We start from the raw sequence: 14,914 nt of genomic DNA, 5'->3' as shown, positions 1-14,914 counted from the left end.
GACAGCCCCGCCGGTCGCGGCACAATGGCCGCATGACCAGCAATCTCGACCCGGCCATCGCCGCCCGCCTCAAGCGCAGCCCGGACGGGCTCCTCCCGGCCATCGCCCAGCAGTACGACACCGGCGAGGTGCTCATGCTCGGCTGGATGGACGACGAGGCCCTGCACCGCACCCTCACCACCGGCCGCTGCACCTACTGGTCGCGCAGCCGCCGGGAGTACTGGGTCAAGGGCGACACCTCCGGCCACGTCCAGCACGTCAAGTCCGTCGCCCTCGACTGCGACGCCGACACCGTGCTCGTCAAGGTCGACCAGGTCGGGGCCGCCTGCCACACCGGCGCGCGGACCTGTTTCGACGCCGACGTGCTCCCCCTCGGCAAGTAGGGTCGGACGCCATGGATCTCGAGACGTTCCGCAAGCTGGCGGCCGACCGCCGCGTCATCCCCGTCAGCCGCCGCCTCCTCGCGGACGGCGACACCCCGGTCGGGCTCTACCGCAAGCTCGCCGCCGAACGCCCCGGCACCTTCCTGCTGGAATCTGCGGAGAACGGCCGGTCCTGGTCCCGCTACTCCTTCGTCGGCGTCCGGTCCGCCGCCACGCTCACCGTCCGTGACGGCCAGGCCCACTGGCTCGGCGCCCCGCCCGTCGGCGTCCCCACGTCCGGGGACCCCCTGGCGGCCCTGCGCGCGACCGTCCAGGCCCTGCACACCCCGCGCGACCTGGCGTCCGGCATGCCGCCGTTCACCGGCGGCATGGTCGGCTACCTCGGCTACGACATCGTCCGCCGCCTGGAGCGGATCGGCGACCGGACCCGGGACGACCTGGAGCTCCCCGAGCTCACCATGCTGCTCACCAGCGACCTCGCCGTCCTCGACCACTGGGACGGCAGCGTCCTGCTGATCGCCAACGCGATCAACCACAACGACCTCGACACCGGCGTCGACGAGGCCTACGCCGACGCCGTCGCCCGCCTCGACGCGATGGCGGCCGACCTGGCACGCCCCGTCGAGACCGTGCCGGTCGCCCTGCCGCCGTCCGAGCTCCCCGAGTTCTCCGCCCTGTGGGGCGGGGAGTCGTACCAGGACGCCGTCGAGGACATCAAGGAGCGCATCCGGGCCGGCGAGGCCTTCCAGGTCGTGCCCTCGCAGCGCTTCGAGACCCCCTGCGCCGCCTCCGCGCTCGACGTGTACCGGGTCCTGCGGGCCACCAACCCGTCCCCGTACATGTACCTCTTCCGCTTCGAGAACGGCTTCGACGTCGTCGGCTCCTCGCCCGAGGCCCTGGTCAAGGTCGAGGACGGCCACGCGATGGTCCACCCCATCGCCGGCACCCGGCCGCGCGGCGCCACCCCGCAGGAGGACCACGAGCTCGCCGAGGAACTGCTCGCCGACCCCAAGGAGCGCGCCGAGCACCTCATGCTCGTCGACCTCGGCCGCAACGACCTGGGACGGGTCTGCGAGCCCGGCTCCGTCGAGGTCGTCGACTTCATGTCGATCGAGAAGTACTCGCACGTCATGCACATCGTGTCCACGGTGACCGGCCGCGTCGCCGAGGGCCGTACCGCCTTCGACGTCCTCACCGCGTGCTTCCCGGCCGGAACGCTGTCGGGCGCGCCCAAGCCCCGCGCGATGCAGATCATCGAGGAGCTGGAGCCGTCCAAGCGCGGTCTGTACGGCGGCTGCGTCGGCTACCTCGACTTCGCCGGCGACTCCGACACCGCCATCGCCATCCGCACCGCCCTGCTTCGCGACGGCACCGCGTACGTGCAGGCCGGAGCCGGTGTCGTCGCCGACTCCGACCCGGTCGCCGAGGACACCGAGTGCCGCAACAAGGCCGCCGCGGTGCTCCGCGCCGTCCACACCGCCAACCGGCTGAACGCCGGCTGACGGCGTAGGGGATAGTGGGGTATGTGAGCGCTGTACCCGTACCCCAGCCCCGCGCCGCCCGCGCCGGCGCACCGACCGCCGCCTCCACAGGCCGCCGCAGCCTGGCCGCGGCCCTCCTCCTGGGCGCCCTCGGAGCCACCGTCGTGCTGCTGTCCTCGGGCCAGATCTGGGCCGAGGGCGTGGCCGCCGTCGGCGGCGGCACCGTCCCCGTCGAGGCCGAGGGCGGCTCCGTCACCGGCGTCCCGACGGCCCTGGCCGTGGTCGGCCTCGCGGCCCTCGTCGCCGTCTTCGCCGTCCGCCGCACCGGCCGCGCCCTGGTCTCCGGGCTGCTCGCGCTGAGCGGCGCCGGCGCGGCCGTGGCCGCCTTCCTCGGCGCGTCCGACAGCTCGGCCCTGAACGCGGAGGCCGCCAGGATCAGCGGCGACGCCTCGGCCGCCGTCCAGGGCCTCACGCACACCGCCTGGCCGTACGTGACCTCCGCGGGCTCCGTGCTCATCCTCCTCGCCGGGCTCCTCGCGCTCCGCTTCGGCAGCGGCTGGCCCGCGATGGGCGGTCGGTACGAGCGGGCCGCCGGCCCCCGTACGGCCGCACGCCGCCCGGCCGCCGCCGCGGTCGACCCGGACCGTCCCGAGGACCTGTGGAAGGCGCTCGACCGCGGCGAGGACCCGACGCGCGAAGCGTGACCCCCGGTTCACCCCGTGACCCTGCGTGCGGGACAATGGTCGACGAGTGCCCGCGCATGCGGAACTCACCCAGAGCTACAGCTACCGAGGAGCAACTCATGGCGGGCAGCGCCCACGGACACACCCTTGCCGCCTGGACCGGTGTCACCATTTCCTTCATCGGCTTCTGCATCGCCGGTGTCTTCATGGTCGCCGCCAATGTGCCCGGATTCTGGGCCGGCATCGCCGTCGTCCTCATCGGCGGTGTCGTCGGTGGCGTCATGAAGATGATGGGCCTCGGCATGCCGAAGGAGTCCGAGGCCTCGATCGCGGCCCGCGAGCGCGCGGCCGCCGCCACGGCCCGGTCCTGACGGTCCTGAGACCTCCGATCGACCTTCTGATCGACCACGCGAAGGCGCGGCCCGGGAACACCGGGCTGCGCCTTCGCGCCGTTGCGGGGAGAATCACCGGGTGGACGTCAACCCGACACCTTCCGTGACCGCCGCCCCGGGCGGCCCCGACGCCGCCTGGGCACAGGGCGGCCGGTACGTGCCGCCCCCGCCGCCCCCGGCCGGGTCCCGCCCGCTCGCGCGCCGCCTCCTCGCCCCGCTGGGGACCCTGGCGGGCGTCGCCGCCGCGTTCGCGTACGTCGGGACCGTCGACCCGAACGAGCCCGGCCACTACCCGGTCTGCCCGCTGCTGCGGTACACCGGCGTGTACTGCCCGGGCTGCGGCGGGCTGCGCAGCGCGCACGCGTTCGCCCACGGCGACCTCGGCGCGGCCTTCGGGTCCAACGCCCTCGCGGTGATCGGCTACGGAGTGTTCGCGGTCCTGATCGTCCTGTGGCTGGTTCGGGCCGTCCGCGGACTGCCTGTGCGGACCTCCGTGCCCAACGCCTGGTGGTGGGGGATCGGCGCGGTCCTCGTCCTCTTCACGGTGGTGCGGAACCTGCCGTTCGGGGCCGCGCTCGCGCCCTGAACCGACCGGACGGGATCCCAGACAGTGGGACGCACGTCAACCGGATGCGGGCGCTACGCCGTCCTGCGGATACCATCGACTTGGCTGATGTTGGTTCACCGCCGGCATCGTCACCGGCATCAACCACGGCATCAACACCGTCACCGTCCCGGAAGGGGGCCTCTCGCGTGAGTGTGCTCGACGAGATCATCGAAGGCGTGCGCGCCGACCTCGCAGAGCGGCAGGCGCGGGTCTCCCTCGACGAGCTCAAGGAGCGCGCCGCGAAGGCCCCGCAGGCCAAGGACGGCGTCGCCGCACTCCGCGGGGAGGGCGTCAAGGTCATCTGCGAGGTCAAGCGCTCCAGCCCGTCCAAGGGCGCGCTCGCCGCGATCGCCGACCCGGCCGGACTCGCCGCGGACTACGAGGCCGGCGGCGCGGCCGTCATCTCCGTCCTCACCGAGCAGCGCCGCTTCGGCGGCTCGCTGGCCGACCTGGAGGCCGTCCGCGCCCGGGTCGACATCCCGGTGCTGCGCAAGGACTTCATCGTCACCGCGTACCAGCTGTGGGAGGCCCGCGCGTACGGCGCCGACCTCGCGCTGCTGATCGTCGCCGCCCTCGAGCAGGAGGCGCTGGTCTCCCTCATCGAGCGCGCCGAGTCCATCGGCCTGACGCCGCTGGTCGAGGTGCACGACGAGGAGGAGGTCGAGCGCGCGGTCGACGCCGGCGCCCGGATCATCGGCGTCAACGCCCGGAACCTCAAGACCCTCAAGGTCGACCGCTCCACCTTCGAGCGGGTCGCCCCGGAGGTCCCGGCCGGCATCGTCAAGGTCGCCGAGTCCGGCATCCGCGGCCCGCACGACCTCATCGCGTACGCCAACGCCGGCGCCGACGCCGTCCTGGTCGGCGAGTCCCTGGTCACCGGCCGCGACCCGAAGGCCGCCGTGGCCGACCTCGTCGCCGCCGGCGCCCACCCGGCCCTGCGCCACGGCCGGAGCTGACCCCACATGACCGCCCGCCGCACCACGCCGACTCCCCGGGGCCCCGTCCCCGGGATGCTCGGCGTGTCCGCGGCGGCACTCCTCCCGCACGCGCCTTTGGCCCGCGGCTGCCGCCCGCGCGGCTGCCGTGCGCCGGCCCGGCGGGTGCACGGCCGCCGGGTGCGATACGTGATCGGCGACGAGCCCGGCCAGGTCAACGGCATGCGATGGCGCCCGCGCCTCGCGCGCACCCACTGACCGCAGCCGCAAGAGCCGGCCGTCCCCCTTCGGGGCACGGCGGCGTTGCCGTGGGCGCGGCGGGCACGCGCATAACGTGACCACCGTCAGCACGTCATCCGGGGCGTCCGCCCCGCGAGGAGCAGTCGCATGTCCAGCGAGTTCTTCCTTCCCGACCCAGAGGGTCAGGTCCCCACCGCCGAGGGCTACTTCGGCGCGTTCGGCGGCAAGTTCATCCCGGAGGCCCTGGTCGCCGCCGTCGACGAGGTCGCCGTCGAGTACGACAAGGCCAAGGCCGACCCCGAGTTCGCCCGCGAGCTCAACGACCTCATGGTCAACTACACCGGCCGCCCGAGCGCCCTCACCGAGATCCCCCGGTTCGCCGAGCACGCCGGCGGCGCCCGGATCTTCCTCAAGCGGGAGGACCTCAACCACACCGGCTCGCACAAGATCAACAACGTGCTCGGCCAGGCCCTGCTCACCAAGCGCATGGGCAAGACCCGGGTCATCGCCGAGACCGGCGCCGGCCAGCACGGCGTCGCCACCGCCACCGCCTGCGCCCTCTTCGGGCTCGACTGCACCATCTACATGGGCGAGATCGACACCCAGCGCCAGGCGCTGAACGTCGCCCGGATGCGCATGCTCGGTGCCGAGGTCATCCCGGTGAAGTCCGGCAGCCGCACCCTCAAGGACGCCATCAACGAGGCGTTCCGCGACTGGGTCGCCAACGTCGACCGCACCCACTACCTCTTCGGCACCGTCGCCGGACCGCACCCCTTCCCGGCCATGGTCCGCGACTTCCACCGCGTCATCGGCGTCGAGGCCCGCCGCCAGATCCTGGAGCGGGCCGGCCGGCTGCCCGACGCCGCCGTCGCCTGCGTCGGCGGCGGCTCCAACGCCATCGGCCTCTTCCACGCCTTCATCCCGGACGCCGACGTCCGCCTCATCGGCTGCGAGCCGGCCGGCCACGGCGTGGAGACCGGCGAGCACGCCGCCACCCTGACCGCCGGCGAGCCCGGCATCCTGCACGGCTCGCGGTCGTACGTCCTCCAGGACGACGAGGGCCAGATCACCGAGCCGTACTCCATCTCGGCCGGCCTGGACTACCCCGGCATCGGCCCGGAGCACTCGTACCTCAAGGACACCGGCCGCGCCGAGTACCGCGCCGTCACCGACGACGCCGCCATGCAGGCGCTCCGCCTGCTCTCCCGCACGGAGGGCATCATCCCGGCCATCGAGTCGGCGCACGCCCTCGCCGGCGCGCTGGAGGTCGGCAAGGAGCTCGGCAAGGACGGGCTGCTGGTGGTCAACCTGTCCGGCCGCGGCGACAAGGACATGGACACCGCAGCCCGCTACTTCGGGCTGTACGACAACGGGGCCGAGGGGGACCAGAAGTGAGCGGGAACATTCAGCTGCTGAGCGACACGCTGGCCAAGGCCAAGGCGGAGAACCGCGCCGCGCTCATCGCCTACCTCCCCGCCGGCTTCCCGACCGTCGACGACGGCATCGAGGCGGTCAAGGCCGCCTTCGACGGCGGCGCCGACGTCGTCGAGGTCGGTCTGCCGCACAGCGACCCGGTCCTCGACGGCCCGGTCATCCAGACCGCCGACGACATCGCCCTGCGCGGCGGCGTCAGGATCGCCGACGTCATGCGCACGGTGAAGGAGGCCCACGCGGCCACCGGCAAGCCGGTCCTGGTCATGACGTACTGGAACCCCATCGACCGCTACGGCGTCGAGCGGTTCACCGAGGAGCTGGCCGCGGCCGGCGGCGCGGGCTGCATCCTGCCCGACCTGCCGGTCCAGGAGTCCGCGCTCTGGCGCGAGCACGCCGACAAGCACGGTCTCGCGACCGTCTTCGTCGTCGCGCCCAGCAGCAAGGACGAGCGGCTCGCCACCATCACGGCGGCCGGCTCCGGTTTCGTCTACGCCGCGTCGCTCATGGGCGTCACCGGCACCCGCGAGTCCGTCGGCGCCGAGGCTGCCGACCTCGTCCGCCGCACCCGCGCGAACTCCGACCTGCCGGTGTGCGTCGGTCTCGGCGTCTCCAACGCGGCACAGGCGCGCGAGGTCGCCGGCTTCGCGGACGGCGTCATCGTCGGCTCGGCCTTCGTGAAGCGGATGCTCGACGCCGACGGCGACCGGGCCACCGCGCTGGCCGCCGTAAGGGAACTGGCGGCCGAACTGGCAGAGGGCGTGCGCCGCACCTCGTAGCCCGTACGGGTGGATCTGCGACCGGGGAGGCACGCGCGTGCCTCCCCGGTTCGTTGCTGAGGGCGTGAGCGAGAAGAACCGTGACGGTAAAGGGAGCGCCCGGGCGCGACTCCAGCAGCAGCGAGAGCGCGAGAAGGCGCGCGAGAAGCAGCGGCGGGTGTTGATCGTGTCCGCCGCGATCGTCGGCGTCCTCGGCCTGGCGGCCGTGATCGGCGTGATCGCGGCCAGCGGCGGCGACGACGACAGCGGGTCCGACAAGGCCGGCCCCGTCGTCGTACCGAGCGGCGCGACCGGCGACGACAAGCCGGCCATCCCCACCGGCGCGGCGGACGCCCCGTCCACGCTCACGATCTGGGAGGACTTCCGCTGCCCGGCGTGCGCCCAGTTCGAGAACGCGTTCCGGGACACGATCCACGAGCTGGAGGCGGCGGGCGCGATCAAGTCCGAGTACCACCTCGCCACGCTCATCGACGGCAACATGGGCGGCAGCGGCTCGCTGCGCGCCGCGAACGCGGCGGCCTGCGCCCAGGCCGCCGGGAAGTTCACCCCGTACCACGACGTCCTCTACATGAACCAGCCGGAGGAGACGGACGACGCGTACGCGAAGAACGGGAAGCTGATCGAGCTCTCGGCGAAGGTCGAGGGGCTGGACACGCCCGCCTTCCGCAGCTGCGTCGAGGGCGGCACGCACGACACCTGGGTGAAGAAGTCGAACGAGGCCTTCCGCAGCGGCAACTTCACGGGCACGCCGTCCGTGCTGCTCAACGGAGAATCGATCTTCCCGAGCAAGGGGAACGAGCAGATCTCCCCGGCGAACCTGAAGAAGTGGGTCGCCGAGGCGAACAAGGGCAAGAAGAAGGCCAGCGCCTCGCCGACGACCAGCTGAGGCGGCCGGCTGAGGCGATCGGTGGGGGCGATCGGTGGGGGCTTTGGGGCCCATGGGATCAGTGGGGGCGGCGGGGTTAGTTACTCAGACGTTGCCGGGTGGGCTGCCGCCCCACCCATCCGGCAGGGTAGCGTCGGTCCTGCCATGGACCTTGCCTACATTCCCAGCCCCTCGACCGGTGTGCTCCACCTCGGACCGGTTCCGCTGCGCGGCTATGCCTTCTGCATCATCATCGGTGTCTTCGTCGCCGTCTGGTACGGCAACAAGCGCTGGCTCGCCCGCGGCGGCAAAGCCGGCACCGTGGCCGACATCGCCGTCTGGGCGGTGCCCTTCGGCCTCGTCGGCGGCCGGCTCTACCACGTCATCACCGACTACCAGCTGTACTTCAGCGAGGGTGAGGACTGGGTCGACGCCTTCAAGATCTGGGAGGGCGGCCTCGGCATCTGGGGCGCCATCGCGCTCGGCGCGGTGGGCGCCTGGATCGGCTGCCGGCGACGCGGCATCCCGCTGCCGGCGTACGCGGACGCCATCGCGCCCGGCATCGCCTTCGCCCAGGCGATCGGCCGCTGGGGCAACTGGTTCAACCAGGAGCTGTACGGCAAGCCCACCGACCTGCCGTGGGGCCTGAAGATCACGGCGAGCGCGAACCGCGAGGCCGGGATCTACCACCCGACCTTCCTGTACGAGTCGCTGTGGTGCGTCGGCGTGGCGCTGCTCGTCATCTGGGCCGACCGCCGCTTCAAGCTGGGCCACGGGCGTGCGTTCGCGCTGTACGTCGCCGCGTACTGCGCCGGCCGGGTGTGGACCGAGTACCTGCGCATCGACGACGCGCACCACATCCTCGGCCTGCGGCTGAACGTCTGGACGGCGATCGTCGTCTTCGTGCTCGCGGTCGTCTACATGGTGATCTCGTCGAAGGTCCGGCCGGGCCGGGAAGAGGTCGTGGAGCCGGCGGCGGCGGAGGAAGCGAAGAAGGACGCGACGTCGGACGCGGAGTCCGGCGTGGAGTTCGAGGCGGAGTCCGGCGTGGAGATCGATGCGGCCGAGGACGCGGCTCCGGGCGACGCCCCGGCGGACGACGTCTCCGATGCCTCGGAGGGCTCCGACGACTCCGTGGACCTGTCGAAGGACGGCGCGGACAACGGCGCGGGCGCGGCCGGCAAGAGCTGAGCCGGCGACGGAACGATGCGGCGACGGGCCGCCGGGACCGATGGGTCCCGGCGGCCCGTCGCCCGTTCCAGCCCCTTTCTCGGCTCTGTCGGCTCTCTGGCTCTGTCGGCTCTCTCGGCCTTCTCAGCCCTCGCGGGCGGCCAGGGTCAGGACGCGGCGGGCGCCTTCGACCACGGCCGCGTCGACGAAGCGGCCGTCCGGGAGCGCGAGTGCGCCGCCCTCGGCCTCGGCGGCCTTGACGATCTCCTCCGCGCCGGCGACCTCGTCCGGGGTGGGCAGATAGGCCTGCTCGATGATCGGGAGCTGGCGCGGGTGGATGGCCGCCCGGCCGAGGAAACCGAGCGAGCGGCCGCGCGCGCAGCTCGCGGCCAGCGACTCCATGTCGCGGACGTCCGGGTGGACCGACTGGGCGGGAGGCGGCAGGGCCGCGGCGCGGGCGGCGACCACGATGCGGCCGCGCGACCAGTCGAGCCCGATGTCCTCCCGTACGCCCAGGTCGGCGCGGAGGTCCGCCTCGCCCAGGGCGATCCCGTGCACGGAGGGGTGAGCGCCGGCGATGCCATAGGCGTGCTCCACGGCGAGCGCGGTCTCCAGGAGCGGGTACAGCGGGATGTCCGGGACGACATCGGCGATCCGGCGGATGTCAGTGGCGTGTGCCACCTTGGGAACACGGAAACCGCCGAGGCCGGGGAGGGAGGCCAGCGGGGTGATGTCGCGCGGGGTGTGGATGCGGACGTGCACCGGGACCGGGTGCGGGTCGGAGAGCAGATCGACGGTGGCGTCGAGGGCGTACGCCTTGCGGTCCGGGGCCACCGCGTCCTCCAGGTCGACGATCACGACGTCGGCGCCGGAGGCGAGCGCCTTCCGGACGACGTCGGGACGGTCGCCGGGGGCGTACAGCCAGGTGAGGGGGAAGCTCATACCGCTCCTTGGCTCCGCAAGGCGGTGATCTCGTCGGGGGAGAGCCCGAGTTCGGCGAGGACGTCGGCGGTGTCCGCGCCGTGCGGGCGGCCGGTCCAGCGGATCGCGCCGGGGGTCTCGGAGAGCCGGAAGAGCACGTTCTGCATGCGGATCGGGCCCAGCTCGGGGTCCGGGACCTCGGTGACGGTGTCCAGGGCGCGGTACTGGGGGTCGGCCATGACGTCCCGGACGTCGTAGACCGGGGCGATCGCGGCCTCCGCCTTGTCGAACGCGGCCAGCGCCTCGTCGCGGGTGTGCCGGGAGATCCAGGAGCCGACGGCCTCGTCGAGGACGTCCGCGTGGGCGGCGCGGCCGGCGCCGTCGGCGAACCAGGGCTCGTCGATCAGCTCGGGGCGGCCGACCAGGCGGAGCACGCGCTCGGCGATGGACTGCGCGGAGGTGGAGACGGCGACCCAGGAGCCGTCGGCGGTGCGGTACGTGTTGCGCGGGGCGTTGTTGCGGGAGCGGTTGCCGGTGCGCGGCTGGACGTAGCCGAGCTGGTCGTACCAGAGGGCGTGCGGGCCGATGACCGCGAGCATCGGTTCGATGATCGCCATGTCGACGACCTGGCCGCGGCCGGTGGCGGTGCGGGCGGTGAGCGCGGTCATCACCGCGTACGCCGTCGCGAGCGCGGCGATGGAGTCGGCCAGACCGAAAGGGGGGAGCGTGGGCGGGCCGTCCGGCTCGCCGGTGATGGCGGCGAAGCCGCTCATCGCCTCGGCGAGGGTGCCGAAGCCGGGGCGGTGGGAGTACGGGCCGAACTGGCCGAAGCCGGTGACGCGGGCGAGGACCAGGCCGGGGTTGACGGTGGACAGCTCCTCCCAGCCGAGGCCCCAGCGCTCCAGGGTGCCGGGGCGGAAGTTCTCGACGACGACGTCGGCGTCGGCGACGAGGCGGAGGAGGGTGTCGCGGCCGCCGGGGGAGGACAGGTCGAGGGTGATCGTCCGCTTGTTCCGGCCGAGCACCTTCCACCAGAGGCCGACGCCGTCCTTGGCCGGGCCGTGGCCGCGGGAGGGATCGGGCTTGCGGGGGTGCTCGACCTTGACGACGTCCGCGCCGAAGTCGCCGAGCATCATCGCGGCGAGCGGCCCGGCGAAGAGGGTGGCGAGATCGAGGACGCGCAGACCCTGGAGGGGAGGGGTGGCGGGAGGAGTCGAGGCGGGGGGTGTCATAGGGCGTCGGCCTCCATGCGGTGGTCGTGGTCGTCGTTCGGGCGGTCGTCGTTCGCCGGGTCGAAGGCGGTGTCGATCTCGCTGCGGTACGGCATCGAGGACGAGGCCCCGGGGCGCTGGACGCAGAGCGCGGCGGCGGCCGAGGCCCAGGCGAGGGCCTGGGGGACCGGGCGGCCCTCGCCCAGGGCGACGGCGAGGGCGCCGACGAAGGTGTCCCCGGCGGCGGTGGTGTCCACGGCCCGGACCCGGGGCGCGGGGACGACGACGGGCCGGGCGCCGCGGGCCGCGTACAGGCTGCCCGCCGCGCCGAGGGTGACGACGACCTCGGGCACCTTGCGCAGCAGCGCCTCGGCGGCGGCGTGCGGGTCGGCGAGGCCGGTGAGCGCGGCGGCCTCGTGCTCGTTGGGCGCCAACAGGTCGGTGACGGCGAGGAGTTCGTCGGGGAGGGGCTGTGCGGGGGCGGGGGTGAGGACGGTGCGGACGCCGAGTCCGCGGGCGGTGACCGCGCCGGCGGTGACGACGGAGAGAGGGAGTTCGAGCTGGAGGAGCAGGGTGTCGGCGTTGGCGATCAGCGCTTCGTCGCCGTGGGTGAGGGAGGTGAGGGCAGCGTTCGCGCCGGGGACGACGACGATCGCGTTGCCGCCCTCGTCGTCGACGACGATGTGAGCGGTGCCGGAGGGGCCCTCGGAGGTGCGGAGCAGGTCGGTGTCGACGCCGGAGTGCTCCAGCGCGTCGCGGAGGCGGGCGCCGAAGTCGTCCGAGCCGACCGCGCCGATCATCGCGACGTCGGCGCCGGCGCGGGCGGCGGCGACGGCCTGGTTGGCGCCCTTGCCGCCGGGGACGGTGCGGAACTCCCGGCCGGTGACGGTCTCGCCGCGGGCGGGGGCGCGGGGGACATAGGCGACGAGGTCCATGTTCGTGCTGCCGAGCACGACGATGCTGGTCATGGGCGTACTGCCTCCTGGAGGGCGAGGGCGGCGGTCAGGTCGGCGAGGGCGTCGAAGCCGATGCCGTCGAAGGACGGGATCGAGGTGGCGAGCCGGTTCTTGAGGGGGGAGGTCCAGCGCTCGGGCAGCCGCTCGGGGTGGCCGGCGAGCAGCCCGGCGAGCGAGCCGGCGGTGGCGCCGTTGGAGTCGGTGTCCCAGCCGCCGGAGACCGCCGCGCAGATGGAGCGGGTGAAGTCGCCGTCGGCGTGGGTGAGCGCGGCGGAGAGGAGGGCGGCGTTGGGGACGGCATGGACCCAGTGATACCCGCCGAGCGTCGCGTGGAGGCGGTCCACGACGGCGTCGAAGTCGGGGGTGGCGCGGGCGGTTTCGATGCCGAGGCGGACGGCGCGGGCGAGCCGGGAGCGGGGCGGGATCACGCGGAGTCCGGCGGCGAGGGACTGGTGGACGTCGGCGGCGCCGGTCGCGGCGGCAGCGAGGGCGGCGGCGACGAACATCGCCCCGTACAGGCCGTTGGCGGTGTGGGTGAGGGAGGCGTCGCGGTACGCCTGCTCGGCGGCGGCGAGCGGGTCGCCGGGGTGCGTCCAGCCGTGCACGTCGGCGCGGATCAGCGCGCCGATCCACTCGCGGAAGGGGTTGCGGTGGGTCGCGGTGAGCGGGGGCTCGACGCCGTCTAGGAGGTTGCGGTAGGCGACGCGCTCGGCGGTGAAGGTGCGGCCGGCGGGGAGCTCGTCGAGCCAGAGACGGGCGACGTCGGCGGTGGTGAAGTCGCGGCCGTACCGCTGGAGGAGGAGCAGGTTGAGGAGGGGGTAGTTGAGGTCGTCGTCCTCGGGCATCCCGTCGATGTTCTCGGCGAGGGACGTGGCGGCGGATCGGCGGTTCCAGGGGTGCGCGTCGAGGACTTCCGCGGGGACGCCGCGCGCGGTGAACCAGGTGTTCAGCGGCCAGTTCCCAGCGGCCCGGGCCAGCGCCCGGATCCCCCCGAGCCCCACCTTCTCCACGGGCTTCCCGAGCAGACACCCGACGGCCCGCCCGAGCCACGCAGCATGCAGCCGCGCCCGGAGGGCCTCTCGGGTGAGCGAGGGGTCCCCGGTGCGGACGGTCCTGGCCCGTGTTTCGGGGTGCGGCGTCGCGCGGATGGCCTCGAAGGTCGAAGGCTCGTCTTCGGTCGTCGGGGTGGGAAGGGTTGCCAGGGTGTCCAGGAGGGCGGTCGCCAGGGGGCGGAGGTCGGGGCGGGGGGGTTGGGAGGCGCCGGCTGTGCTTGGGGCGTTGTGGCCGCCGGCCTTCTGCCAGCGGGTGGCCACCGCCTCGGCGTTGCGGCCGTCTTCCGTCGCCTGGCGGAGTTCGTGGCCCACCAGGTCCTCCGGTTGGACCCATGTCACGCGCAGGCTCATCGGTCGGCTTCCGTCAGTGCCGCGTACGCCGACTCGTGCACCCGGCGGCGGGCCGCGTCCTTCGCGAAGACCTCGTGCGCGACGGCCGTCAGGACCGCCGCCGGGGCGTGGACGTCCAGCCGGCTCGCCTCCGCGATCTGTTTCGCCCAGTCCGTCGGCACCGCCGCCTCGCCCCGCAGCGCCCCGACGATCGCGCCCGCCATCGTCGCGATCGAGTCGCAGTCCCGGCCGTAGTTGACCGCGCCGAGCACCGTACGCCGGTAGTCGCCCTCCCCGACCAGCAACATGCCCAGCGCGACCGGCAGTTCCTCGATCGCGTGCAGCCGGGACGGCCGTCGCGCGCCCAGCGACGGCGACCGGTAGTCCGGGCCCACCGTGTCGAACGGCGCGACCGCCGCCCGCAGCGGCGCGAGCGCGGACTCGAAGTCCGTGTACCGCTCCGCCGTCTCCGTCACCGCCTCGATCGCTGCGCCCGTGCCGTCCCTCGCCACGTCCAGCGCCGCGTCCACGACCGAGCGCGGCGTCGCGCCCGGCACGCATGCCGCGGCCACCGCCGCCGCGAAGACGCCCGCGGCCTCCCGCCCGTACGAGGACTGGTGCGCGCCGGCGACGTCCAGCGCCTCCGCGTACGCCGCCGCCGGGTTCGCCGCGTTGACCAGGCCCACCGGCGCCATGTACATCGCCGCACCGCAGTTGACGATGTTCCCGTTGCCCGCCTCGCGCGGGTCGACGTGGCCGTAGAGCAGCCGCGTCACGATCCACTTCTCGGCGAGGAAGATCCGCTGCAGCGGCAGCGCCTCCGCCTCCAGCTCCGGGATCCACACCGGCTCCCCGACGAGTTCGGGGACCAGGTGGTCGGCGACCGCGTACGCGTCCAGGTGGTCGCGGACCTTCCCGTACACGCGGATCAGCGCGTGCGTCATCAAGGTGTCGTCGGTGACGTGCCCGTCGCCCTTGTGGTACGGGGCGATGGGGCGGGCGACGCGCCAGGCGTCGCCGTTCCAGGGGCCGACGATGCCGGTGACCCGACCGCCGTGGCGCTCCAGGATCTGGTCGGGGGTGTAGCCCTCGACCGGGCCGCCGAGGGCGTCGCCCACGGCGGCGCCGACGAGGCTGCCGGTGATGCGGTCGTCGAGGGAGGGGGAGGAGGAGGCCGATGGGGAGGGGACTTGCCTCCGGTGGGCTGTGGGTGTCATGCCCCGAATTGTCCATCCCGGGGCCCCTGGTGGCCCCGGGAACACGCCCTAGCTAGCGCTCCCGGGAGAGCCGGGCGTGGGCGAGGAGTTGGGACAGCTCCACGAGATCGGTGCCCGCGAGGCGGGGCAGCGCGCAGCCCGCGAGGGTCCGGCACGCGTCCCGCCAGGTCACCGGGAGCGAGGCCGCCCCGCCGAGCGCGCCGGTGAGCGCACCGGACAGCGCCGGGGCGGAGTCCGCGACCCGGGACAGGCAGGCCGCCG

17 protein-coding genes are annotated in these 14,914 nt (G+C 73.7%); 11 read left to right on the top strand and 6 right to left on the bottom strand.

Annotation, left to right across the window (positions count from 1 at the left end):
* Positions 1-32 precede the first annotated feature (32 nt).
* The 11 genes from hisI (at position 33) to lgt (ending at position 8,987) form a co-directional block, all read left to right on the top strand.
* The gene (gene hisI, locus VIU94_RS34005; protein WP_331917536.1) at positions 33-383 is read left to right on the top strand and encodes a phosphoribosyl-AMP cyclohydrolase; all 351 of its coding nucleotides are present in this window, start codon (positions 33-35) and stop codon (positions 381-383) included.
* 11 nt (positions 384-394) lie between these two features.
* The gene (locus VIU94_RS34000; RefSeq protein WP_331917534.1) at positions 395-1,885 is read left to right on the top strand and encodes an anthranilate synthase component I; all 1,491 of its coding nucleotides are present in this window, start codon (positions 395-397) and stop codon (positions 1,883-1,885) included.
* A 14-nt stretch (positions 1,886-1,899) separates the two neighbouring features.
* Positions 1,900-2,568, top strand: a complete 669-nt coding sequence (locus tag VIU94_RS33995) for a TIGR02234 family membrane protein (RefSeq protein WP_331917532.1) — start codon at positions 1,900-1,902, stop codon at positions 2,566-2,568.
* Between the two features lie 98 nt (positions 2,569-2,666).
* Positions 2,667-2,918 carry an HGxxPAAW family protein gene (locus VIU94_RS33990; protein ID WP_331917530.1) on the top strand — a complete coding sequence of 84 codons (252 nt, stop codon included), beginning with the start codon at positions 2,667-2,669 and terminating at the stop codon, positions 2,916-2,918.
* Between the two features lie 124 nt (positions 2,919-3,042).
* Positions 3,043-3,525, top strand: a complete 483-nt coding sequence (locus tag VIU94_RS33985) for a DUF2752 domain-containing protein (RefSeq protein WP_414721057.1) — start codon at positions 3,043-3,045, stop codon at positions 3,523-3,525.
* Positions 3,526-3,692: 167 nt separating this feature from the next.
* Positions 3,693-4,502 carry an indole-3-glycerol phosphate synthase TrpC gene (gene trpC / locus VIU94_RS33980; RefSeq protein WP_331917528.1) on the top strand — a complete coding sequence of 270 codons (810 nt, stop codon included), beginning with the start codon at positions 3,693-3,695 and terminating at the stop codon, positions 4,500-4,502.
* Between the two features lie 54 nt (positions 4,503-4,556).
* A complete protein-coding gene (gene trpM / locus VIU94_RS33975) occupies positions 4,557-4,739 on the top strand; it encodes a tryptophan biosynthesis modulator TrpM (RefSeq protein WP_414721056.1) in 183 nt (60 codons plus the stop codon).
* Positions 4,740-4,868: 129 nt separating this feature from the next.
* Complete coding sequence (trpB, locus tag VIU94_RS33970) at positions 4,869-6,116, top strand: tryptophan synthase subunit beta (RefSeq protein WP_331917524.1); 1,248 nt, start codon at positions 4,869-4,871, stop codon at positions 6,114-6,116.
* Positions 6,113-6,931, top strand: a complete 819-nt coding sequence (trpA, locus tag VIU94_RS33965; protein ID WP_331917522.1) for a tryptophan synthase subunit alpha — start codon at positions 6,113-6,115, stop codon at positions 6,929-6,931. The genes trpB and trpA overlap by 4 nt, the downstream gene beginning before the upstream one ends.
* A gap of 64 nt (positions 6,932-6,995) precedes the next feature.
* A complete protein-coding gene (locus tag VIU94_RS33960) occupies positions 6,996-7,817 on the top strand; it encodes a DsbA family protein (RefSeq protein ID WP_331917520.1) in 822 nt (273 codons plus the stop codon).
* A 144-nt stretch (positions 7,818-7,961) separates the two neighbouring features.
* Positions 7,962-8,987, top strand: a complete 1,026-nt coding sequence (gene lgt, locus VIU94_RS33955; protein ID WP_331917518.1) for a prolipoprotein diacylglyceryl transferase — start codon at positions 7,962-7,964, stop codon at positions 8,985-8,987.
* A gap of 123 nt (positions 8,988-9,110) precedes the next feature.
* On the opposite strand, the gene VIU94_RS33950 is transcribed toward lgt, so the two are convergent.
* The 6 genes from VIU94_RS33950 to VIU94_RS33925 all read right to left on the bottom strand — a co-directional run.
* Positions 9,111-9,908, bottom strand: coding sequence for an HpcH/HpaI aldolase/citrate lyase family protein (locus VIU94_RS33950; RefSeq protein ID WP_331917516.1), 798 nt, complete (start codon positions 9,906-9,908; stop codon positions 9,111-9,113).
* Positions 9,905-11,119, bottom strand: a complete 1,215-nt coding sequence (locus tag VIU94_RS33945; RefSeq protein WP_331917514.1) for a CaiB/BaiF CoA transferase family protein — start codon at positions 11,117-11,119, stop codon at positions 9,905-9,907. The genes VIU94_RS33950 and VIU94_RS33945 overlap by 4 nt, the downstream gene beginning before the upstream one ends.
* Positions 11,116-12,066 carry a ribokinase gene (gene rbsK / locus VIU94_RS33940; protein WP_331917512.1) on the bottom strand — a complete coding sequence of 317 codons (951 nt, stop codon included), beginning with the start codon at positions 12,064-12,066 and terminating at the stop codon, positions 11,116-11,118. The genes VIU94_RS33945 and rbsK overlap by 4 nt, the downstream gene beginning before the upstream one ends.
* On the bottom strand, positions 12,063-13,457 hold the full coding sequence (locus tag VIU94_RS33935; RefSeq protein ID WP_331917510.1) for an ADP-ribosylglycohydrolase family protein: 1,395 nt from the start codon (positions 13,455-13,457) through the stop codon (positions 12,063-12,065). The genes rbsK and VIU94_RS33935 overlap by 4 nt, the downstream gene beginning before the upstream one ends.
* Entirely contained in the window at positions 13,454-14,653 is a 1,200-nt protein-coding gene (locus tag VIU94_RS33930) for an ADP-ribosylglycohydrolase family protein (RefSeq protein ID WP_331917508.1), read from the bottom strand. The genes VIU94_RS33935 and VIU94_RS33930 overlap by 4 nt, the downstream gene beginning before the upstream one ends.
* 52 nt (positions 14,654-14,705) lie before the next feature.
* Positions 14,706-14,914, bottom strand: a 209-nt coding sequence (locus tag VIU94_RS33925; protein WP_524540657.1) for an ADP-ribosylglycohydrolase family protein, incomplete at its 5' end; no start/stop codon positions are given.

It is taken from the genome of Streptomyces sp. (assembly GCF_036566765.1).
In the GTDB taxonomy this organism is placed as follows: domain Bacteria; phylum Actinomycetota; class Actinomycetes; order Streptomycetales; family Streptomycetaceae; genus Streptomyces.
Note: the sequence above shows the minus strand (reverse complement) of the source record. Positions and strands in the feature narration are given on the sequence as shown.